Raw genomic sequence first — 22,120 nt, 5'->3', positions numbered from 1 at the left:
CAAGCCCCGACCGGGCCGTACCGTCAGCCGCGCATGGCCTGCACTCGCAGTGGTGCCCCGGCCGGTGACGGGGCGTACCGCCGCCGCGCGTGGCCCGAAGGCTGAACGACCGCCGGGGCCCGGGACGGCGTACGGTCGGCCGCACACGACACGCCGAAGCTTCAGGCTGCCGCCAGGGCCCGGGGCAGGGCGCCCCGTGGACGGCAGCACGGCCCCGACGCCGGAAAGCCCGCCAAAGGTCGGCAGGCCAGGGCGTGCCGTCAGCCGCGTGCGGCGGCTGTCCGGCGGCGCATCCTCACCACTCCCCCGGCCACTGCCCCGGCGAGCAGCACACTCCCCACGGCGAGCTGTGTGCTTCCGCCGGTGGAGACTCCGAAGCCGGCGTCGACGCCACCGCTGGGTGCGCGGTCGACGATCTGGTACGTGTCAATGATCTTGATCCGTGGCGGGCACTTCACGGTGACGGTATCGGTGCCGGGCTCCGTACCCTTCGGGATCTCGAAGATGCCGACGAGTACGCCCTTGCGGTCGCCCTCGAAGAGGTGGAAGGCGCCTCCTGCCTCCGATGTGCCCTTGCCGTAGGTCTCCTTGCCGCAGGCTCTGGTGGTGACGGTGACCTGTGTGCCCGGCGAGGCCTTCGCCGGGCTGATCCTGATGGTCTGTTCAGGGGCTGGTTCGGCTACCGCGCCCGCGGCCGGAGCCGAGAGCGCGAGAAGCCCTACGGCCAGACAGATACCCGCACCGATGCGTGTGTTGCGCATGTGGTTCCTCCAACAGGAGCAGGGTCCGGCCGGTCTGCGCGGCACCTCTGCTGTGCTCCGATCCCGAGGCAACCGACACCCCGTCACCCCCGCAACACGAGGCGTCCCCCGGCCCTTCACCCGGCCGGTCCCGGGGACGGGCCTTCCGCCGATCGTTTACGCAGGTCACCCGATTCGGAGGCGGATCTGAGGAGGAATCATGTGTGGACGGCGAACGGGTTACGGCGGCTGTGCTCCGCCCGGTGGTCCGTCAGGCGGCAGCAGGCCGACCGGAACCCGTCGGTCCCCCGTCCCCGGGGAGCGGGAGCGGGGGGACCAGATCCCCTCCCTCATCGCCGGTCGCGGCGCGGGACGCGTCGAGCGGACCGAAGGCGGGCTGCTCTCCAGGGAGTTCGGGAGGAACGCGCGAGCAGGCCCCGGTCACTGCGGACGGGGGCCTGCACGCGTGCGAACCGGCGCCGGCCGGGGACTGTCAGGCCTCGGCCCGGCATGGCGGCGGTGCTCAGGAGTACGTGTCGCGCAGCTCTCTCTTGAGGATCTTCCCGCTGGCGTTGCGCGGCAGTTCGCCGACGAACAGGACCTTCTTCGGGGCCTTGAAGTGGGGCAGTTTCTCGCGGGCGTGCGCGATCAGTTCGGCCTCGGACGCCTCGCCACGCAGCACCACGATCGCGGTGACGGCCTCGATCCAGCGTTCGTCCGGCAGCCCCACCACGGCCGTCTCGGCGACCGCCGGATGGGTGTACAGGGCGTCCTCCACCTGCCGGGAGGCGACGAGTACGCCGCCCGAGTTGATGACGTCCTTGACCCTGTCGACGACCGTGAAGTAGCCGTCGGCGTCGCGTACGGCGAGGTCGCCGGAGTGGAACCATCCGTCACGGAAGGCCTCGGCGCTCTCCTCGGGCTTGTCCCAGTAGCCCTGGCAGAGCTGAGGGGAGCGGTAGACCACTTCGCCCGCCGTACCGTCGGGCACGTCCTGGCCGTTCTCGTCCACCACCTTCGCCTCGACGAAGAGCACCGGACGCCCGCAGGAGTCCATGCGGCCCTCGTGCTCGTCGGGGCCGAGGACGAGGGCGAGCGGGCCGATCTCGCTCTGCCCGAAGCAGTTGTAGAACGCCAGCTCCGGCAGCCGCTCGCGCAGGCGTTCCAGCACCGGCACGGGCATGATCGACGCGCCGTAGTACGCCTTGCGCAGGCCGCCGAGCTCACGGGTGGCGAAGTCGGGGTGGTTGGCGAGGCCGATCCAGACCGTGGGCGGCGCGAAGAGGCTGTCCGCCTCGCCGGCCTCGACCAGGTCGAAGATCCGTCCGGCGTCCGGGGCGTCGAGGATGGTGTTCTCGGCGCCCACCGCGAGGTACGGCAGAAGGAACACGTGCATCTGAGCGGAGTGGTAGAGGGGCAGCGAGTGCACCGGGCGGTCGGTGGCGCGCAGGTCGAGGGCGGCGATGGCGCTGACGTACTCGTGGACCAGCGCTCCGTGCGTCATCATCGCGCCCTTGGGCTGGGCGGTGGTGCCCGAGGTGTAGAGCAGCTGGACCAGGTCGTCGGCCCCGGGTTCACGCTCGGGCGTGAAGGGGCGCGGGGTGTCCAGTGCGCCGAGGAGGGAGTCCGGTGCGTCGCGCAGCGCCCGTACAGCGTGCCCCTCGGGGACACGGCCGGCGATGCCGGGGTCGGTGAGCACCAGGGCGCTCCCGGACTGCCTGAGGATGTACGCCAGGTCCTCGCCGGTCAGGTTCTGGTTGACCGGCACATGGACGAGGCCCGCACGCGCGCAGGCAAGGTAGGCGATCAGGTACGCGTCCGAGTTGTGGGCGTAGGACGCCACCCGGTCTCCGGGGCGCAGCCCGTGCTCCCCGGTCAGCACGGCGGCCGCTGTGCTGACCGCGGTGTCCAGGGCGGCGTAGGTCCAGGACCGTTCCGCGTACCGCACGGCGGTGCGCCCGGGGGTGCGCCGCGCGCTGCGCGCCACGACGCCGTCTACTGTGCTGCTGCGTACACCTGTCATGGCGTGATCCTGTGCGGCCGGACGTCGGGGGTCAAGAGTCTGGAATCGCGGTGTCGCCACCCGCGCCAGGCGAACCCTCCCCCGCCGTGACATGGCCCGCCTCGCGTCGCGACACGGCCCGCCTCGGGCCCTTCGACTCGCGCCGGAGCGCATCTCGTCGCGCCAGGCCCCTCGTACGGCGCCTTGCCCTTGCCCTCCGGCGCCTCTGCCCCGGCGCCCTCGCTGATGGGGCGTCAGATTCTTTGTTGTGCGAGAGGCCCACGGGAGGGCTGCGCCGACAGTATCCTCCGCTTCGGCAGGAAGTTTCATCACCGTACGAGAATTCGAAAGTTACTTTCACGCGGGTGCTTTCGACGTGAGGGGAAGGGGTTCCGGATGGCCGGGGACGTGTCGGGCAGGGGAATGAGCCGTCGGAGGCTGGGCGGCGGGATACTGGCGCTGGGCGGAGGGCTCGCTCTCGCTCCGATTCCCTTCGCGGGGGTCGCGGGAGCGGCAGCCGGCGCCGGGCGGGGCACGGAGGCCGCGAGCGGCGTAGCACCATCGGGAACCGGGACGGGTATGGGATCAGGGCGCGGCCGACCGACACTGCGCCGCGGCTCGGCCGCGCGGGCCGGGCTGCTGCCGGACCAGCTCGACCAGCTGGTCGCCGACGCGGAGGCGTTCCTCGCCGACTCCCCCAAGCACCCCTGGTACGCAGGCGCGGTGCTGCTCGCGGGCCGCGGTGACACCGTGGCCCTGCACCGGCCGATCGGGCGGGCGGTGCGCTACGCGGCGTACGACGAGAAGACCGACTCCGGGGTGGAATTCCCCCCGGAGCAGCAGATCGCCATGGCCGAGGACACGGTCTTCGACCTGGCCTCGGTGTCCAAGCTGTTCACCTCGATCCTGGCCGTCCAGCATATCGAGCGGGGCGCGCTGGAGCTCGAGGCCACGGTCGCCTCCTACCTCCCCGACTTCGCGGGCGGCGGCAAGCAGGACATCACGGTCCGTCAGCTGCTCACGCACACGTCGGGTTTCCGTGCCTGGATCCCGCTCTACAAGGAGCCGACCCGCGAGGGGAAGCTCCGTCTGATCTGGGACGAGGTTCCGGCGTCGGCCCCCGGCACGAAGTACCTCTACTCCGACCTCAATCTGATCTCGTTGCAGCTGATCCTCGAAGAGATCACCGGCCGCACTCAGGATGTCCTGCTCCACGAGGAGATCACCGCTCCGCTCGGGATGCACCGCACTCGCTACAACCCGCCCGCCTCCTGGAAGCCTGAGATCGCCGCCACCGAGGACGCGCGGCTCCCCTGGTCGGGACTGGACCGCGGGCTGGTCTGGGGTGAGGTCCACGACGAGAACGCGTTCAGCCTGGGCGGGGTGGCCGGCCACGCGGGGGTCTTCTCGTGCGCCTGGGATCTGGCGGTGCTGGCCCGCACCCTGCTCAACGGGGGCTCCTACGGCAGGGCCCGGATTCTGTCCGAGGAGTCCGTGGAACTGCTGTTCACCGACTTCAACACCGCCTTCCCCGGCGACGAGCACGGCCTGGGCTTCGAGCTCTACCAGCACTGGTACATGGGCGCGATGGCGACCCCGCGCACCGCGGGCCACACGGGCTTCACCGGCACGAGCCTGGTCCTCGACCCGACGACGGACTCGTTCCTGATCGTGCTGGGCAACTCCGTCCACCCCGTGCGCAGCTGGCGTTCGGGCAGCGCGCCCCGGGTCGCCGCCGCCAACCGGATGGCCCGCGCGGTTCCGGTCCGCCCCGTCCGGGGCGGCACCTCCTGGTTCTCGGGCATGGCGAGCGCGGCGAACGCGACACTCGCCCTGCCCGCCCTGCGCCTCACCTCCGCACGCACCGTGCTGAACTGCGCCCTCTGGTGGGACACCGAACCGGCCTCGGACTTCCTCCGCCTGGAGGTGTCCTCGGACTCCGGGGCGAGCTGGCAGCCCGTCCCCTTCACCACCGTGCCGACGCAGGGAGAGCGGCCCCGGGAGCCCCTGCCGCACCCGGACGGCTCGGTCTCCGGCTGGTCGGGGCGTCTCTGGCACCGCGTGGAGGCGGACCTGAGCGGGCGACAGGGCACGGACGTGCGACTGCGCTGGCGTTACACCACGGACCAGTTGTACGTCGGGCGCGGTGTGTACGTCGACGGCATCCGTGTGGAGGGCGGCGGCCGGACACTCTTCGACGGGAACAGGCCGGGTGACGCGGGCCGCGTCGAGGCGACGGGGTGGACGCTCTCCGCGAACTGATGCCCGGCCCGGGCTGGTTGGATGACACCATGAATGGAACCCAGTCCATAGACACCCCGTGGGGCGTGTCGGTGTTCGGAGCGGCGAGCGTGGACGCCGCACCGGACCTGGCACGCCTCCGTGTCGCGATATCGCGGATCGAGAGCAAGCCGGGCGCGGCCTTCGCCGCCACACGGAGCGGGGTCAACCGCATCCGGGAGGTCCTGCGCGGGCATGCGGTGCCCGAGGCCGCCGTCTCCGCATCGAGGCTGAATCTGTCGTCCAAGTGGACCTACGGCGTTGAGCGCACGTTCCTCGGATACGAGTGCACCGCCTCGTTCGTGATCGAACTGCGCGCGCTGGACACGCTGGAGACCGTGCTCGTCGACGTCGTCGACGCGGGGGCGAACGAGGTCAGGGCCGTCGAATTCGACGTACGGGCCAAGAAGGAACTCCGCGCCCGGGCCCGCACGGCGGCCGTGACCGCTGCGCGCGAGAAGGCCGCCCTCTACGCCGAGGCGGCGGGGGCACGGCTCGGGCCCGTCATCCACATCAAGGATGTGGACTCCGAGCAGGTGGAGAGCTACCGAAGTCACAGCAGCAGCCAGAGCGGTGGCGACGACGGCGATCTGACGCCCGGCAAGGTGACCGTGTCGGCGGCAGTCGTACTGGGCCTCGCCCTGATCAGCGGCTGAGGCCGCCGACTCGTCCCGACGCGGGCGCGCGGGCCGTCACCCCAGGCGGCCCGTACGGCGTCCAGCACCTCAAGCCCGCGCCACCCACGCCCGCTCACGGCACCCCGCCCGCCCTGCCCACGCCCGGCCACCGCCGCCCGCCCTGCCCACGCCCGGCCACCGCCGCCCGCACCACCCACGCCCGGCCCGCCGCCGCCCTGCTTCCACACCACCCGCGCACCGCCCTTCGATGCCCTCGACGAGCATCCGAAACTTTCGCCCTTCACCATGAATGTGTTTCGACCAGCTTGAGCCAGAGCCCCGGAAGCGTCGCCAGCCGAGCACGCCCCACCTGCGAAGGCTCGCCATCTACGCAGTTAGAGTCATCAACTCCCTTCAGATGAGCGGGTGTTCGCTCGTAAACATTTCGGAAATACAGCGTTGACCTGACTTCCCGTTGCGCGCATACTCTCCCTCGCTCCCCTTGTTCCACAGCTCGTCTTCCCGTCGGCCACGCCCCTCCGAACGCGTCCGCCGGCGGCTGCACAGCACCTCGAACGGTCCGAACCCCCTGTCCGGGCTCCCCTGTTCGTACGCCCGGCAACCGGAAGAAGAGGCTGGAAAACGTGATGGCCCAGATACCACCCGGCGCAACCCCCACCCGCCCGCATCTGCCGGCCCGTGCCAGACGGGCGCTGTCCCTCGTCACCGCGGGCGTCCTCGCGGCGGCCGGTGTCGTCGCGCTCGCCGGCAGCGCGGAGGCCGTCGGTGCGCTCGGTGACGCCGCGGCCGCCAAGGGCCGCTACTTCGGTACGGCGGTGGCCGCCAACCACCTCGGCGAAGCGGCGTACGCCTCCACGCTGGACGCCCAGTTCGACTCGGTCACGCCCGAGAACGAGATGAAGTGGGACGCCCTCGAAGGCACCCGCAACTCGTTCAACTTCACCGCGGCGGACCAGATCGTCAGCCACGCGCAGAGCAAGGGGATGAAGGTCAGGGGTCACACGCTCGTGTGGCACTCGCAGCTTCCCGGCTGGGTGAGCGGTCTGGCCGCCACCGATCTGCGCTCGGCGATGAACAACCACATCACCCAGGTGATGACGCACTACAAGGGAAAGATCCACTCCTGGGACGTGGTGAACGAGGCCTTCCAGGACGGCAGCACCGGGGCGCGGCGCAGCTCGCCGTTCCAGGACAAGCTCGGGGACGGCTTCATCGAGGAGGCCTTCCGTACCGCCCGGGCGGTCGATGCTGATGCCAAGCTCTGCTACAACGACTACAACACCGATGGCCAGAACGCGAAGAGCAACGCGGTCTACGCGATGGTGAAGGACTTCAAGCAGCGCGGAGTCCCGATCGACTGCGTCGGCTTCCAGTCGCACTTCAACAGCAACTCGCCGGTTCCCTCCGACTTCCAGGCCAATCTGCAGCGCTTCGCCGATCTCGGTGTCGACGTACAGATCACCGAGCTGGACATCGAGGGCTCGGGTTCGGCCCAGGCCGCGAACTACACCAAGGTGGTGAACGCCTGCCTGGCGGTCACCGGCTGCAAGGGCCTCACCGTCTGGGGTGTCACGGACAAGTACTCGTGGCGCAGCAGCGGTACGCCGCTGCTCTTCGACGGCGACTACAACAAGAAGCCGGCGTACGACGCGGTGCTCGCCGCGCTCGGCGGGTCGAGCGGAGGCGGCGACGGCGGTGGTGACGGCGGCACCGGCGCCTGCACGGCGACGTACACCAGGACGGCGTCCTGGGGCGGCGGGTACAACGGGGAGGTGACCATCAAGGCCGGCGGGTCGGGCATCACCACCTGGGCGGTTCCGGTGACCATCCCGTCGCCCCAGACGGTCTCCGCCGTCTGGAACGGCACACCCACGACCTCGGGTGGCGTGATGACGGTGAAGCCCACCTGGAACGGGACCCTGGCGGCCGGTGCGTCGACCAGCTTCGGGTTCACCGTGACGACGAACGGCAGCACCGCGGCGCCCGTCGTCGGCGCCTGCACCGCCTCCTGACGGAGCGGCCACCCGGCCGGAACGGGGCGCGGCGAAGCCCGCACTCGTCCCGTCCCGTTCCTCTGCTCCGCCCCGTCCGGTCGCCGACCGGACGGGGCGGAGCGCTGTCCGGCCACCGTCGGCCCGCGCTCAGCCGGCGGCGGGACGGCCGGCTCCCGTCGAGGCGAGCGCCGGGGCGGAGGCACTCCGGCCCGGTGCGGACGCCGTCGATTCGCGTACCACCAGTCGGGGTCTGATCAGCAGCGACCGGCCGGCCGAGGGAGCGGAGTCGATCCGCGCTCTCAACTGCTGGAACGTCTCGGCGGCCATCTCCGGGAGGGGCTGGCGGACCGTGGTGAGCGGCGGTTCGAAGAGGTCGGCGAGCAGGATGTCGTCGAAGCCGACCACCGAGACGTCCCGTCCCGCGCTGTGCCCGGCGTCCTTGGCTCCCCGGCAGATCCCGATCGCGCACATGTCGTTGATCGCGACGAAGCCCGTGGGAGGGCTCGGCCGCGAGAGGAGCTCCCTGGCCGCGTTCCGGCCGAGCTCGGCCGCGTCCTTGTCCCCGAACTCGGTGGTGTCCGCGCCCGGCCAGACGATCGCCTCCGCCGGGTCGAGCCCGGCAGCCTCCAGGGCGGACCGGAAGCCTCGCAACCGCTCCCGGCGGTTGACGCTGTTGACGGAGCCGGAGACGAAGGCGAGCCTGCGGTGGCCCAGTTCGATCAGATGACGGGTGGCGAGCTCGGCGCCCATCGCGTTGTCCACGCTGATGCTGGCCAGTGACGACGGGTCGCCCGCCTGCGCGGTCCTGTCGAAGGCCACCATCTTCAGCCCGCGGCTCAGCAGCGGCGTCATGTGTTCGAGCGAGGGCAGCGAGGAGCAGAGGACCACACCGCTCACCCCGTCGGCGAGCAGCTCCTCCCCGTACTTCAGCTCACGGGCGGGGTCACGCTCGCTGTTGCAGAGCAGTACGTGATAGCCCTCGGCCAGGGCGATGGCCTCCAGCTCCCTGGCGAGCGCCCCCCAGAAGGGGTTGGCCACGGACGGCACGATCAGGCCGATGACCTTGATCCGCCCGGTGCGCAGCATGCGGGCCGCCCGGTTGGGCCGGTAGTTGAGCTGCTCGATCACCTGCTCCACACGGGCCAGGGTGGCCGCCTGCATACGGTCCGTACGCCCGTTGAGGACGTTGGAGACCGTACTCGCGGAGACCCCTGCGGCCTCCGCGACCTGATGGATCGTTACCCCGCTCATGCCACCTCCGGTTCGGAACGCACTGCCGACGCTAGTGTACCGATTTACTGAACTGGCTCTACCGGTACACCCGTTAACTTCCCTGAAAAATATTGTGCACCAGCTGTTGACGCCACTCTCACGGCGTTCCTAGCATCACTGCATCGATTTACCAGCGTTTCCCAGCCATGGCCGGGACGTCCCCGCTGGATCGATCCACCGACTCCACCTCAAGAGGGGTGTCCCATGGAACTCAACAGACGGTCCGTGCTCACTGCCATCGGCGCGGGCACCGCCGCCGCCGCTCTCGCCGGATGCGGCGCCGGCGGCGCGTCGTCCGCCGGCGCGGCCGACGGCCCCGCCGAGGGCGAGATCACGCTGCTCACGCCGATCTACGAAGGCGCCGACGGGAAGACGCTGTTGGAGCAGAAGATCCTCGGCGGGTTCCGGAAGAAGTACCCGGACGTCAAGGTGAACGTGGACTACACCACGTACGCCCAGCTCAACGAGAAGATCACCACCGGCCTCGCGGGCGGGCTGCTCCCCGACGTGCTGATGATGGGCGTCGGCTGGATACCGCCGTTCGCCGCCAAGCAGGCGATCGCGGAGCTGCCGGAGAAGCTCGCGTCGGCGCACGACTACGAGGAGCGGGTGCTGGAGCCCTCGCGCTACGAGGGCAAGCTCTACGCCCTGCCCGTCGTGCTCGACACACGCATCGTCGTCTACCGCAAGGACCACTTCGCCGAGGCCGGGATCAAGAAGACACCGGCCAACTGGGCCGAGCTGCGCGCCGTGGCGAAGCAGCTGACCAAGGGCGGCCGCGTCGGCTTCGACCCGTTCTCCATCGATCTGCGCCAGTGCTGGGAGACCTTCCTCTTCGCCAACGGCGGTCAGCTGTTCAGCGCGGACGGCAAGAAGGTGCTGTTCACCGACTCCCGCGGGGTCGAGGCGCTGCAGTTCTTCAAGGACCTGATCAAGGACGGTTCGGCGGACTACGCCAAGAAGACGGACGCCGGGGCCCCTTCGAACGTCCAGACGGGCAACGCGTCGATGATGATGACGACCAGCGCCCTGTGGGAGCAGGTCAAGGACCAGAACCCCGACCTCATCGAGGACGGCAAGCTCGGCTCCTTCGTGCTCGCCAACCGCAGGCCGGCGATGCTCCAGGGCGGGACGCTCGTCACCCAGGCCGCGCGTTCCAAGCACCCGGCGGCGGCCCGCGCACTCGTCGAGTACCTCGCGACTCCCGACTCGATCCTCGGGGCGGCCGAGCAGCGCGGGTCGGTCCCGGGTCTGCGCGACCTCGACGACACGAGCTACGTCAAGGAGAACCAGTTCGTCGACCTCTCCCTCCAGAACCTCGAGCACGCCGTCTCCGAGGGCGGAACGGCCGCCTGGATGGAGATCCGCGAAAAGATCAAGCCGACGCTGGAGCCCGCGATCGTGGGCGGTCAGTCCGCGAAGGACGCCATCGCGGAGCTCGGCCGCCTCGCCGAGGCCGCCATCGGCCGGATGTGAAAGGCCCGTCACCATGGGAGCGACAACCGTAGTGAAGGCGAGGCCGGCCCGGCCGCCTTCCCCTCGTCAGACCCCGGCGCCGCGGCGTACCCGCCGCGTGCCCACCGGCCCGGGACGCCGTCGGCGCCGGGCGGGCATGCTCATGGTGGCGCCCGCGCTGCTGCACGCCTCGCTGTGGATCGGTCTTCCGGTCGTGGTCTCGGTGGTCCTGGCCTTCACGAAGTACGACGTGCTGACCGCACCGGAGTTCGTGGGTCTGGCCAACTTCCGGGACATGCTGGACGACGCGGTCTTCCGCAAGTCCATCGTCAACACCCTCCTCTACACCTTCTTCACCGTGCCGTTCGGAATGGCGCTGGGCCTGCTGGTGGCCCTCGCCCTGCACACGGGGCTCAAGGCGCGCGGCATCTTCCGTACCGCCGTCTTCCTGCCCCAGGTCACCGCGACCGTCGCGATCGCGCTGGTCTGGCTGTGGATCTACAACCCGGGCAACGGCCTGCTCAACGCCCTGCTGTCGTTCCTCGGCATCGACGGCCCCGCGTGGCTCTCCTCCACCACCTGGGCGCTCCCCTCGGTGATCCTCGTCGGCATCTGGCAGGGCATCGGCATGAAGATGCTGATCTATCTGGCCGCGCTCCAGTCGCTGCCGAGGGAGCTCTACGAGGCGGCGTCGGTGGACGGGGCCTCCAAGGTCAGGCAGTTCTTCTCGATCACCCTGCCGCTGCTGAAGCCCGCGACGTTCTTCGTGCTCATCACCTCGATGATCAGCGCGTTCCAGTCGTTCGACCAGATCTACATCCTGACCGACGGCGGCCCCGCCAACAGCACCACGATGATGACGTACGAGATCTACAAGTCCGCCTTCCGGGAATTCCGCGTCGGCTACGCGAGCGCGCAGTCCCTGGTGCTCTTCGTGCTGCTAATGGGCTTCACCCTGGTCAACAAGCGGATCATGGGAGGCACCCGTGGCCACAACTGAGCTGCTGAAGCCGGCTCCCGCGCCGCGTGCACGGACCAGGGCGCGGACCGTGTCCGCCGGCCGGATCGCGCTCTATGCGACGCTGTCCGTCGTCTCCCTGCTGATGGTGGTGCCGTTCGTCTGGATGGTGCTCACCTCGCTGAAGACGCCGGTGGAGATCGCGTCGCAGGACGCCGGACTCCTCCCCGAGCACTGGCAGTTCGGGAACTACCTGGACGCGCTGAAGGCGGCGCCCTTCGCGACGTACGCGCGCAACAGCTTCATCATCGCGATCAGCCACACCGTGCTCAACGTGCTGATCGCCTCGATGGCCGGGTACGCGCTGGCGCGCATCAAGTTCCGCGGCAGCGAGATGATCTTCTATCTCTTCATCGCCGCGCTGATGATCCCCACCTACACCAAGGTGCTCCCGGAGTTCCTGATCGTCCGCTTCATGCCGCTGGCCGGGGGGAACGACATCCTCGGCCAGGGCGGCAGCGGCTGGCTGGACAGCTGGTGGGCGCTCATCATCCCGGGTGCCGTCACCCCGTTCGCGGTCTTCCTCTTCCGGCAGTTCTACCTGGATCTCCCTGTGGAGCTGGAGGAGGCGGCCCGGCTCGACGGGCTCGGCGAGTTCCGGATCTACGCCCGGATCATGTCGCCCCAGGTCAAGCCCGCGTTCATCACGGTGGCGCTGCTGACCTTCGAATCCTCCTGGAACAACTTCCTCTGGCCGCTGCTGGTGACCCATACGGACAGCCTGCGGGTGATCCAGGTGGGCCTCTCCGTCTTCAAGACGGAGAACGGCACCCAGTGGCACTTCCTCATGGCCGGCACCACGCTCGCCACCCTGCCCATGGTCGTCCTCTTCCTCATCGGCCAGCGCTACTTCGTGCAGGGCTTCGCAACCGCCGGTCTCAAGTGACCGGTTCCGGCCCCTCGCGGGCCGGTCACCGAAAGGGCTTCACCCATGTCTGCTGATCTCAACGGTTCCCGCGCGCTCGTCACGGGGGCGGGGCACGGCATCGGCCGCGCCATCGCCGTCGCCCTGGCCGAGGCCGGCGCAGATGTCGCCGTCCATTACCACTCCTCCGCCGACGAGGCGGCGAAGACCGTCTCCGCCATCGAGGCACTGGGCCGCAGGGCAAAGGCGTTCAGGGCCGACGCGACGCTGTCGGACGAGGTGGACCTGCTGGTCGAGGAGGCCACAGGCTTCCTCGGCGGCCTGGACGTCCTCGTCTGCAACGCGGGACACCTCATCGGCCGCGAGAAGATCGCGGACATGTCCGACGACCACTTCGAGCGGGTCGTCTCCACCAATCTGACCTCCGCCTTCAGGACCGTGCGGGCCGCCCTGCCACATCTGACGCAGTCGTCCGCCGGACGGATCATCACGATGTCCTCGCTGGCCGCGCACAACGGCGGCGGCCCCGGCTCGGTGGCGTACGCCGCCGCCAAGGCGGGTGTACGGGGCTTCACCAAGGGCCTGGCGAAGGAGCTCGCGGGCACGGGCATCACGGTCAACACCGTCGCTCCCGGCTTCATCAAGGGCACCGCCTTCCACGACACGTTCACCGCCGCCCCCGCCCAGGAGGCGATGGAGGCCGGCATTCCGGTCGGCCGGGCGGGCACGCCCGAGGACGTCGCGCACGCCGTCGTCCATCTGGCCTCGCCCGCCTCCGGGTTCCTCACCGCCACCACGGTGGACATCGACGGTGGCGTATGGCCGCGTTGAGGCGCATCCCCCGGGAGCGGGGCGGCTGGTGGCACGCGTACGTCTGCCCGGCGCACGGCGCGGAGCTCGACCACGGCGACGTGCTCGCCGGGGTCTTCCCGGACGGCGGGGCCCGCTGCGCCCACGGCTGCCGGGTGGACACCCCGGCGGTCCGCGGCGCGTGGGTGGTGCTCTCGCACCAGGCGTGGGCCCGGCATCTGCGGGTGCTGGCCCACCGGGGCGAGCGGGCCGAGGCGGTGGCGCGGCTCACCGAGTACGCCGGGCTGTACGCGTCGCTCGCCACGGAGCGGCACGGCGAGGCGCAGGGCTGGATGCTGCGCGGCCGGCTCTTCCACCAGGCGCTGACCGACGCCATCTGGGCGGTGAACATCGGACACGCCGTGATCACGCTGGCCGAGGACGGCACGGACGGCCTGGCGCCGGTCCTGCCGTTGCTGGAGGAGCTGGAGCAGGCGGCGGCGGAGGCCCGCGGGGTGCTGACCGGCCGGGGCGACCTGGCGTCCAACTACACGGCCTGGCTGAACGCCGCGGGTGCTTCCGCGAGCCGCGCGGCCTCGGCCGCCCGGGGCCTGGAGTGGGACGGCGCGAAGCAGTGGCTGGAGGGCGAGTCCGGGCTGTACGCCCACCTCCGGGTCGCGGTCGCCGAGGACGGCTGGGAGTGGGAGGGCAGCACCTACTACCACGGGTTCGTGCTGCGGGCGGCGCTGCTGGCGCTGCGCTCCGCCGATCCGGCCGCGATCCCCGCGGACGTGGCCGGGGTGCTGGCCGGGATGACGGACGTACTGGCGGCCGTCGCGACTCCCGGCGGAGTGCTGCCGGCCCTGCACGACGGGCCGTACCTCCGGAATCCGCTCGCCCTGGAGTGGCTCGAACTGGTGGCGCTGGCGCAGCAGCTGGTGCCGTCGGACCGGCTGGACGCGGTGGCGGAGCGGGCCCGGGCCGAGCTGGGTACCCACGACGACGGGCTGGACCGCGAGCTGTCCGGATGGTTCGCCGGGCCGCCGCTGCCCCGGCGCCCGGCGCCGGAGGCGGTCACCGTGTTCCCGGTGGCCGGTTACGCGGTGGTGCGGACGGCCGGTATCCACGCCCTGCTCGACTACGGCCCGCACGGCGGTTCGCACGGGCACCGCGACAAGCTGTCGCTGTACCTGTACGGGGACACCACGCCCTGGCAGCCCGATCCCGGCCAGGTGCCGTACGCGCACGCGGAGTTCAGGGAGCTGTACGCGTCGTCCGAGGCGCATCCCGCGTTCCGGGTGGACGGCGCGGAGCAGGCCGAGTGCGCGGGCGTGCTCCTGGCCTCGGACCCCGTCTCGGTGACCGCGGAGGTCACCACCGCGTACGAGGGTGTCCGCGCGGTGCGCAGGGTGGTGGCGGGCGACTGCTGTCTGGTGGATCTGCTGACCGTGACGGGCCGTCAGGCGCGGCGCGTCACGGCCCAGCTGCGCCCGGGGACCGCCCTGGACATCCAGCAGCAGGCCGCCGGTCCCGTGCGCACCACGTGGTACGGCGACGAGACCCTGCACGGCTGGCACACGCACACCCCGGGGGTGGACGTGCGTCCGTTCTCGCGGCCGGGTCCGGGTCCCGCCGACGACCCCCAGCGCACGCGTACCCGGGTCGACTTCGGCGCCGAGGCGGAGCGGATCACCTTCGCCTCGGTGTACCAGGCGGCGTCCGCGGGCCCCGCGGTGACCCGTGTCCGGATCGAGGGCGAGGAGCTGACGGTGGAACTGGCGGACGGTACGGTCACGCGCTTCGGAACGGAGAGCTGACCCGTGCTCCTCTCCGCCACCGCGCCGCCGGGCCCCCGCCCCGCGCAGGAGCTCCGGCTGCGGGAGGAGGCCGCCCGCCACCGCGGCCTCACCCCGCCCCGCACCCATCCCCTGGCCAGCGTCACCTGGCTCGGGCCCGCGGCCTCCAACCCCGCGCTGGCGTACCGCACCACGGGGGACCGCGCGCATCTGGACGAGAGCCGGCGCTGGATCGAGGCCGCGGTGCGGCTGCCGCACTGGGGCCGGGCCCATATGCCGGACCACGATCTGGACGCGGGCTGGCTGCTGCACCATCTCTCGCTCGCCTACCGGTGGATCGGTGACGACCTCCCGGACGAGGTGCGGGCGCTGCTGCGGTACAAGCTGCTGCTCCAGGGCCGCCGGATGTACGAGTTCGCGGTGGCGAGCGAGGGCAGCTGGTGGTCGTCCTCGTACTGGCAGAACCACAACTGGATCTGCTACGCGGGCCTGGCGACGGCGGGCTACGTGCTGGGCAAGGAGGAGTGGACCGACCGGGCCAGGGACAACCTCGGCACGGTCCTGGACCTGATGCCGCCGGACGGTTCGCACGCCGAGGGCGTCGTGTACTGGCGCTACGGGGTGCCGTTCCTGGCGATCCATCTGGATCTGCTCCAGGAGGCCGAGGGCATCGACTGGTGGGGGCGCGGCGGCTTCCTCTCCTCGACGTTCCGCTACCGGCTCCACCAGACCGCGCCCGGCTTCGCCCTCAACGTCGACCATGGGGACTGCCACGACCGGCGCAGCGGCCACAGCGCCGGGCTGTACTACCGGCTCGCGGCCCAGTACGGCATTCCGGAGGCCCAGTGGATGGGCGATCTGGCCTCGGGCGAACTGCTGTGGCAGGAGGCCGCGGAGAGCGGTGTGCGGCCGGGAATCCTGCCGGAGGCGTACCTGGAGTACCTCTGGTACGACCCGTCCGTGGCGGCGGCGCGGCCTTCGGAGACCCATGCCTACTTCCCGGACCTCGGGCTGCTCACGGCCCGTACCGGCTGGGACGACGACGCCACGCTGGTGTCGTTCAAGGCGAGTCCGGGCGGCGGCCGTACGGCGTGGGAGACCTCGGCGAAGCACCGGGCGGAGCTGGGCTGGGAGACCCTGAACCAGGGGCACCACCATCCGGACTCCGGGTCGTTCGTGCTGGTGTCGCAGGGCGCCTTCCTCGCCGTGGACGAGGGCTACAGCAACCGCAAGCGCGCCGCGCACCACAACCTGCTGCTGGTGGACGGGCAGGGGTACGCGGACGAGGACCGCTACCACGTCTACCAGGGCATCCCGTACGAGCGTCAGGCCGGGCAGCGCGACGTGCTCGTGGACGGTGAGGGCGGCTGGGCGCACGCCACCGCGGAGATCGCCGCGATGTACGATCCGGCGCTCGGCGTGCGGCGCCTGGACCGGACCCTGGTGTCCACGCCGTCCGGACGGCTCGTCCTGCTCGACCTCGCACAGGCGCGGGAGGAGCGCGCGTGGACGTTCCTGCTCCAGACCGACCGTCCGACGGAGCCGCTGCCCGACGGATCGAGGCTGATCAGGTCAGGGGCGGCCACCGCCCTCGTGCGGCGGTTCGCACCGCCCGGCGGGCCGGCCGTCCACGAGGCCGCCGCGGTCACCGAGGTCGAGGCCAATCCGACCTCCAGCACGCCCGGACTGCGCCTGACCCGCACGCTGCACACCCTGCGGGCGACGACGACGCCGGTCCGTGACGCTCTCTTCCTGACCGCGATCGCCCCGGGCGGAACGCCGGGCGGCGAACGGGTCCCGTGCGAGCACGGCCACGGGGTCGCCTTCGCGGAGGCCGGGGAGACCGTGCTCCTCTCCCCCGTCGCCCGCCGCATCCGTCACGACGCCCTCGACGCGGACGCCGCCGCCGTCCTGCTCGGCGCCGACGGCACACCGTACGTCGTGCGGTGCACGCGGCTGGAGCTCGGCGGGCGCGTGCTCCTCGACACGACGGAGCCCTACACGGGAAAGGTCGGCTGACCATGCAGGCAATCCTTCCGTCCGGCGGGGCGGCGCTGCTGCGCCGTCTGGAGTTCATCGCCTTCCCGGCCGCCGCGGGCGCCGCGGGCAGCGTGCTGTCACTGGGCGTCGTGACCTGGCTGCCCGCACTCGCGGCGATGGGTCATGCCCTTCAGCTCTGGCGCCGCGACGGGGACGGCCGCGTCTTCGCCAACACCTTCGCGGAGTTCCCCCGCTACTGGCGGGCCCTGTGGCGGCACGGGCTGCTGTCCACGGCGGCGGCGGTCGTCCTCCTCGCGAACATCGCGTATCTGCTGGGCCGTTCCGAGCCCTGGACCTTCGTGCTGCTCGCCGCCCAGGCGGGCATCGGCGCCGCGTTCGTCATCCACCACGTCGCCCTCGCGGCCGAGGCCGGGCGGACCGTTGGGGGGTCGGTCCGGACCTGGTCGGCGGGCGCGCTGGCGCTCGGCTTCGGCTCCCCGGCCAGGGGCACGGCGCTGCTCGGCGCCGTGGTCTCCGCCGTACTGCTCTCCCTCGTCGTACCGCTGGGCCCGCTGCTTCTGGGTCCCAGCGTTCCCGTACTGCTCGCACTGTCCTTCGCCGATCCCAGGAGGCACACCTCATGAGCCGTTTACTGCGTTCCGCCCTCGTCGCCGCGCTCGCCGCCGGCACCCCGCTGCTGCTCTCCCCGCCGTCCTCGGCCGCCGTGGCGGCCACCGCGTACTACGTCTCGCCGTCCGGTGCCGACACCAACGCCGGTACTTCGGCGGGGGCGCCGCTCGCGACGATCCAGAAGGCCCTGGACCTGGCCCCGACCGGCTCGGTGGTGAACCTCGCTGCCGGCACGTACCGCCAGGACGTGGTCACCACGCGCTCCGGGGTCACGATCACGGGTCCCTCGAACGCCGTGGTGAAGGGCGCGGGCGACAGCCGCGTCATCCAGGTGCGGCACGACTCGACGACCCTGAGCGGCTTCACCGTCGACGGGCTGCACGGCTCGGCCTCCGACGTGTCCGGCTACCGCCTCAAGCTCGTCTACGTGATGAGCACGACCCCGGGGAACGGGGTCGGCGCCCTGCGCATCACCGGGATGACGCTCAAGAACGCGGCGGACGAATGCCTGCGGCTGCGCTATCTGGTCACGGGTGCGGAGGTGGACGGCAACACCATCACGGACTGCGGGGTCGCCGACTTCACGTTCGGCGGAGGCGGCAAGAACGGGGAGGGGATCTACCTCGGCACGGCGCCCGAACAGCAGGGCGCGAACGGTGCCCCGGACGCGGCGGCCGACGTCAGCAGGAACAACCGGATCCACCACAACACCATCGTCACCCGGGGCAACGAGTGCGTGGACGTGAAGGAGAACTCCACGAACAACTACGTCGAGTACAACGACTGCAGCGGCCAGAAGGACTCCAGCTCGGGCGGGCTCGACGCACGCGGCAGCGGCAACATCTTCCGCTACAACACGGTGCACGACAACGTGGGCGCGGGTGTCCGGCTCGGCGGTGACACCGCGACCGACGGCATCGACACGAGTGTCTACGGCAACACCATCACCTCGAACGCGGGCGGCGGGATCAAGTTCATGCGGACCCCGCAGGGACCGGTGTGCACCAACACCATGAGCGGCAACACCGGCGGCGACGCGGTCGGCACCTACGCGAGCGAGTACGACCCGACAGGGACGTGCCCGCAGTGAACGTCAGAGGGCCCGCGAGACGCGGGGTGCTGACGGCAGCCGCCGCGGGTGCGGCGGTGGTGGCCGCGGCCCCCGCCGCCCGCGCGGCGGGGTCCGGGGACTCCGGCGGGACCGGGCGCGCCGGCTCATGGTCGACGTCGTGGGCCACCGCCCAGACCGCGCCGACCCCGACGGACGCCGTGGCGTCGGCCGGGCTGACCGACGGAGTGGTCTCGGCGACCGTGCGTCTGTCGGCCGGGGGCGGGGTGCGGCTGCGGTACGGGAACGCCTTCGGCAGCGTGCCGGTCCTGATCGGTCCGGTGACCGCGGGCGGGCGGGCGGTGACGTTCGGCGGGCGGCGGCAGGCGTGGCTGGCCGCCGGCGCCTCGCTCATCAGCGACCCGGTCGGCGGGCTGCGCGTGCCCGAGGGGTCGGCGCTCACGGTGGAGACCCGGCTGCCCGGGCCCACCGGGCCGCTGTCCTTCCACCGCAACACGCATGCCTCGCACAGCGTCGACGGGGTGCGCACGGCCTCGGTGTTCCTCCTGACCGGTGTCGAGGTCAGCGGTGCGTACGGGCCGTCCGTGGCCGTGCTCGGCGACTCGATCACGGAGGGCGTCGGCACGCCCGACGACGCCGATCTGCGCTGGCCCGACCAGCTGGCGCGGCGTCTTCCCGGATCGGCGGTCGCCAATCTCGGCGTCAGCGGCAACAGGCTGCTGCTGGACGACGCCCGGTTCGGGCCCGGCGGCCAGGCCCGGTTCGACCGGGACGTCCTCGCGCTGCCGGGGCTGGGCACCGTGCTGGTCCAGCTGGGCGTCAACGACCTCCAGCAGCCCCCGTCCCAGACGGACCCCGCGCGCGTCCTGGCCGGCTTCCGTCAGCTGGTGCTGCGGGCCCGGAGCGCGGGGCTGCGGATCATCGGCTCGACCGTCACCCCGTTCGAGGGCTGGACCCGCTGGACACCGGAGCTCGACGAGGTGCGGCAGCAGGTCAACCGCGCGGTGCGCACAGGGCGGCTGTTCGACGCGGTCGCCGACTTCGACGCCGCGCTGCGCGACCCCGCACGCCCGTCGCGGCTCCTTCCCGCGCTCGACAGCGGCGACGGCCTGCACCCCAATCCCTCCGGTCACGCCGCGCTCGCCGCGGCCGTGGACCGCCGAACCCTGCTGTGAGGACCCGACCCATGAACCCAGCAACGGGCGCCACGCGCCGCACGGTCCTGGCCGGAGCGGCGGCCCTCGGCGCGGCCGTGACCCTACCCCTGAGCCTCACCCCCACGGCCGCGTACGCCGCCGCCGGGGACGCCGCCGCGCTGCGCAGCCGCTGGCACACCCTGCTGACCGGAGGCGCCGGCCTCGATCCGTCCGACGAGCGGATAGCCGCGGCCGTCGCCCGGACCGGCCGGGCCGCGACGACGGCGGCCAAGGGCCTCGACCCGTCCCGCACCGACGGTCTGTTCGCGGATCTGACCAGCACGGCGCTCTCGAACCACGTCACCACGTCGTTCAAGCGCCTCGCCACGATCGCGACCGCGTGGGCCGTACCCGGCACCCCCCAGCACGGCGACACCGCGCTGCGCGACCTGCTGCTGGCGGGCGTCGACTGGATGCTGACGAACCGTTACGGCCCCGGCCGCACCCGGTTCGACAACGACTGGGACTGGGAGATCGGCTCGGCGCTCGCGCTCAACGACACGGCGGTGCTGCTGTACGACGAGCTCGGTGCGGAGCGGCTGGGCCGGATCACCGAGGCGGTGCGGCACTACACACCCGATCCGAACCTGTGGCGCGCGGACCGCCAGATCGCGACCGGCGCCAACCGTGTGTGGGTCTCCACCGTGGTGGCCGTCAACGCGGTGCTGCGGGGCGACGGAAGCTCCCTGGCGCGGGTCCGTGACGCTCTTTCGGACGTCGAGGGTTCGGGTGCCAACAGCGTCCTGGCATTCAACGACCGTACGGACGGTACGGCGGGTACCGGCGAGGGCTTCTACTCCGACGGCTCGTTCCTCCAGCACTACAAGCACCCGTACAACGGCGGCTACGGCAAGGAACTGCTCAACAGCCTCTCCCGGCTGCTGAATCTGCTCGCCGGCACCGAGTGGATGGTCACCGACCCCGATCTCGACAACGTACGGAGCTGGGTCGTCGACGGCTTCGACCCGCTGCTGGCGCGCGGCGACGTGATGGCGTCGGTGTGCGGGCGCGAGATCGCCCGTCCCAGCAAGCAGGGCCACGCCTCGGCGCAGACAGTCATCGAGGCGGTGCTGCGGCTCATCCCCGGCTTCCCGGGCGAGACGGCCGACGCGTTCACCGCGCTGGTCAAGCAGTGGATCGCCGAGGACACCTACCGGGACTTCCTCGCGGTCACCGACCCGGCCTCGCTGGTCGCCGCCCTGGGGATCATCGGTTCCCCCGTCCCGGCGCGCGGGCCGCTGGTCGCCCACAAGCAGCACCCCCGCATGGACAAGGCGGCGCACCACCGGCCCGCGTTCGCCCTGGGCATCTCGGCGTACTCCAGCCGGATCTACAACTACGAGTCCATCCAGAACGAGAATCTGCACGGCTGGCACCTCTCCGACGGCATGGTGCTGCTGTACACCGGCGACCTCGGGCACTACAGCGAGGACTACTGGCCCACCGTCGACCCCACCAGGCTGCCCGGCACCACGGTCGTGGCCGGACGCCCGGCGGACGCCGCGGGGCAGCGCACGACGAGCGCCGCGGACTGGGCGGGCGGCACGGCTCTGCCGGGCACGACGCTCGGCGCGTACGGCATGGAGCTGCGGGCGTACGGGAGCACGCTGCACGGCCTCAAGAGCTGGTTCTGCCTCGACGACGTGATCGCCTGCGTCGGCTCCGGGATCGGCGCGGAGTCGGGGACGGTGGAGACCGTCGTCGAGAACCGCAAGCTGGGCGATCCGGCCGCGGCGCTGCTGGTCGACGGCAGCCCGGCGCCCACCGGCACGGACTGGTCGGCGGAGCTGGGCACGGTCCGCTGGGTGCACCTGGAGGGGACCGGGGGGTACGTCTTCCCCGAGCCCACCACGCTCCGCGCGCTGCGCGAGGAGCGCACCGCGACCTGGCGGGAGATCAACCTCAAGTACGGCACGGACACTCCCGTCACCCGCCCGTATCTGACGCTGTGGCAGGACCACGGGGCGGCTCCGGCCGGGGCGGGCTACTTCTGGCTCCAGGCCCCGGCGGCCCCGGCGGCGCGGACCCGCCGGTGGTCCGCCGCGCCCCCGGTGGAGCTCGTGGCCCGCTCGACGGCGGTGCACGCCGTGCGCCGCGCGGCGGACGGGCTGCTCGCCGCGAACTTCTGGGCGGCCGGCACCGTGCGGGAGCTGACCTGTGACGGACCCGCCTCGGTGCTGGTGCGCAACGAGGGCAGGACGCTCACCGTGGCCCTGTCCGACCCGACGCAGCTGCGGTCGTCGGTCGTGCTCGACCTGGCCAGGCCCGGTCTCACGGTCACCGCCGCGGACCCGGGCATCCGCGCCACCGCCACACGGCGGGGCCTGCGGATCACCGCCGACACGGCCGGTCTGCACGGCGCGACCCTCACCCTCACCCTGAAGAGGAGCTAGACC

At 71.6% G+C, this 22,120-nt stretch carries 16 protein-coding genes; 13 read left to right on the top strand and 3 right to left on the bottom strand.

Translation table 11 applies throughout. From position 1 onward, the window contains the following. Positions 1 to 260 precede the first annotated feature (260 nt). Both ACWCQM_RS33310 and ACWCQM_RS33305 read right to left on the bottom strand, forming a co-directional pair. Complete coding sequence (locus tag ACWCQM_RS33310) at positions 261 to 761, bottom strand: sortase (protein ID WP_450918802.1); 501 nt, start codon at positions 759 to 761, stop codon at positions 261 to 263. Between the two features lie 502 nt (positions 762 to 1,263). Then, positions 1,264 to 2,763 carry an acyl-CoA synthetase gene (locus ACWCQM_RS33305; RefSeq protein WP_450918801.1) on the bottom strand — a complete coding sequence of 500 codons (1,500 nt, stop codon included), beginning with the start codon at positions 2,761 to 2,763 and terminating at the stop codon, positions 1,264 to 1,266. 375 nt (positions 2,764 to 3,138) lie between these two features. Here ACWCQM_RS33305 and ACWCQM_RS33300 point away from each other — a divergent pair, with 375 nt between their 5' ends. The 3 genes from ACWCQM_RS33300 (at position 3,139) to ACWCQM_RS33290 (ending at position 7,672) form a co-directional block, all read left to right on the top strand. Continuing rightward, positions 3,139 to 5,004, top strand: coding sequence for a serine hydrolase (locus ACWCQM_RS33300; RefSeq protein ID WP_450918800.1), 1,866 nt, complete (start codon positions 3,139 to 3,141; stop codon positions 5,002 to 5,004). 29 nt (positions 5,005 to 5,033) lie between these two features. Next, complete coding sequence (locus ACWCQM_RS33295) at positions 5,034 to 5,678, top strand: SIMPL domain-containing protein (protein ID WP_450918799.1); 645 nt, start codon at positions 5,034 to 5,036, stop codon at positions 5,676 to 5,678. A gap of 608 nt (positions 5,679 to 6,286) precedes the next feature. Further along, positions 6,287 to 7,672 carry an endo-1,4-beta-xylanase gene (locus ACWCQM_RS33290; protein ID WP_450918798.1) on the top strand — a complete coding sequence of 462 codons (1,386 nt, stop codon included), beginning with the start codon at positions 6,287 to 6,289 and terminating at the stop codon, positions 7,670 to 7,672. A 129-nt stretch (positions 7,673 to 7,801) separates the two neighbouring features. Here the strand turns inward: ACWCQM_RS33290 and ACWCQM_RS33285 are convergent, their stop codons facing one another. Further along, positions 7,802 to 8,905: a LacI family DNA-binding transcriptional regulator gene (locus ACWCQM_RS33285; RefSeq protein ID WP_450918797.1), complete on the bottom strand. Its 1,104-nt coding sequence runs from the start codon at positions 8,903 to 8,905 to the stop codon at positions 7,802 to 7,804. Positions 8,906 to 9,130: 225 nt separating this feature from the next. Between ACWCQM_RS33285 and ACWCQM_RS33280 the strand changes: the two genes are divergently transcribed. From ACWCQM_RS33280 to ACWCQM_RS33235, 10 genes are all read left to right on the top strand, one after another. Further along, positions 9,131 to 10,402, top strand: a complete 1,272-nt coding sequence (locus ACWCQM_RS33280) for an ABC transporter substrate-binding protein (protein ID WP_450918796.1) — start codon at positions 9,131 to 9,133, stop codon at positions 10,400 to 10,402. Positions 10,403 to 10,499: 97 nt separating this feature from the next. Further along, positions 10,500 to 11,381 carry a carbohydrate ABC transporter permease gene (locus ACWCQM_RS33275; protein WP_450918795.1) on the top strand — a complete coding sequence of 294 codons (882 nt, stop codon included), beginning with the start codon at positions 10,500 to 10,502 and terminating at the stop codon, positions 11,379 to 11,381. Next, positions 11,368 to 12,285 carry a carbohydrate ABC transporter permease gene (locus tag ACWCQM_RS33270; protein WP_450918794.1) on the top strand — a complete coding sequence of 306 codons (918 nt, stop codon included), beginning with the start codon at positions 11,368 to 11,370 and terminating at the stop codon, positions 12,283 to 12,285. Before ACWCQM_RS33275 ends, ACWCQM_RS33270 begins: the two co-directional genes overlap by 14 nt. Before the next feature lie 45 nt (positions 12,286 to 12,330). Beyond that, on the top strand, positions 12,331 to 13,095 hold the full coding sequence (locus ACWCQM_RS33265; RefSeq protein WP_073749563.1) for an SDR family NAD(P)-dependent oxidoreductase: 765 nt from the start codon (positions 12,331 to 12,333) through the stop codon (positions 13,093 to 13,095). Beyond that, on the top strand, positions 13,083 to 14,870 hold the full coding sequence (locus ACWCQM_RS33260) for a heparinase II/III domain-containing protein (protein WP_450918793.1): 1,788 nt from the start codon (positions 13,083 to 13,085) through the stop codon (positions 14,868 to 14,870). The genes ACWCQM_RS33265 and ACWCQM_RS33260 overlap by 13 nt, the downstream gene beginning before the upstream one ends. Positions 14,871 to 14,873: 3 nt before the next feature. After that, positions 14,874 to 16,868: a hypothetical protein gene (locus ACWCQM_RS33255; protein WP_450918792.1), complete on the top strand. Its 1,995-nt coding sequence runs from the start codon at positions 14,874 to 14,876 to the stop codon at positions 16,866 to 16,868. A 2-nt stretch (positions 16,869 to 16,870) separates the two neighbouring features. After that, on the top strand, positions 16,871 to 17,473 hold the full coding sequence (locus ACWCQM_RS33250) for a hypothetical protein (protein ID WP_450918791.1): 603 nt from the start codon (positions 16,871 to 16,873) through the stop codon (positions 17,471 to 17,473). Beyond that, on the top strand, positions 17,470 to 18,549 hold the full coding sequence (locus ACWCQM_RS33245) for a DUF1565 domain-containing protein (protein WP_450918790.1): 1,080 nt from the start codon (positions 17,470 to 17,472) through the stop codon (positions 18,547 to 18,549). Before ACWCQM_RS33250 ends, ACWCQM_RS33245 begins: the two co-directional genes overlap by 4 nt. Beyond that, on the top strand, positions 18,546 to 19,703 hold the full coding sequence (locus tag ACWCQM_RS33240) for an SGNH/GDSL hydrolase family protein (protein ID WP_450918789.1): 1,158 nt from the start codon (positions 18,546 to 18,548) through the stop codon (positions 19,701 to 19,703). The genes ACWCQM_RS33245 and ACWCQM_RS33240 overlap by 4 nt, the downstream gene beginning before the upstream one ends. A gap of 11 nt (positions 19,704 to 19,714) precedes the next feature. Next, positions 19,715 to 22,117: a polysaccharide lyase 8 family protein gene (locus ACWCQM_RS33235; protein WP_450918788.1), complete on the top strand. Its 2,403-nt coding sequence runs from the start codon at positions 19,715 to 19,717 to the stop codon at positions 22,115 to 22,117. The last annotated feature ends 3 nt before the right edge of the window (positions 22,118 to 22,120 follow it).

The sequence above is a fragment of the Streptomyces sp. NPDC002125 genome, from assembly GCF_053593715.1.
Note: the sequence above shows the minus strand (reverse complement) of the source record. Positions and strands in the feature narration are given on the sequence as shown.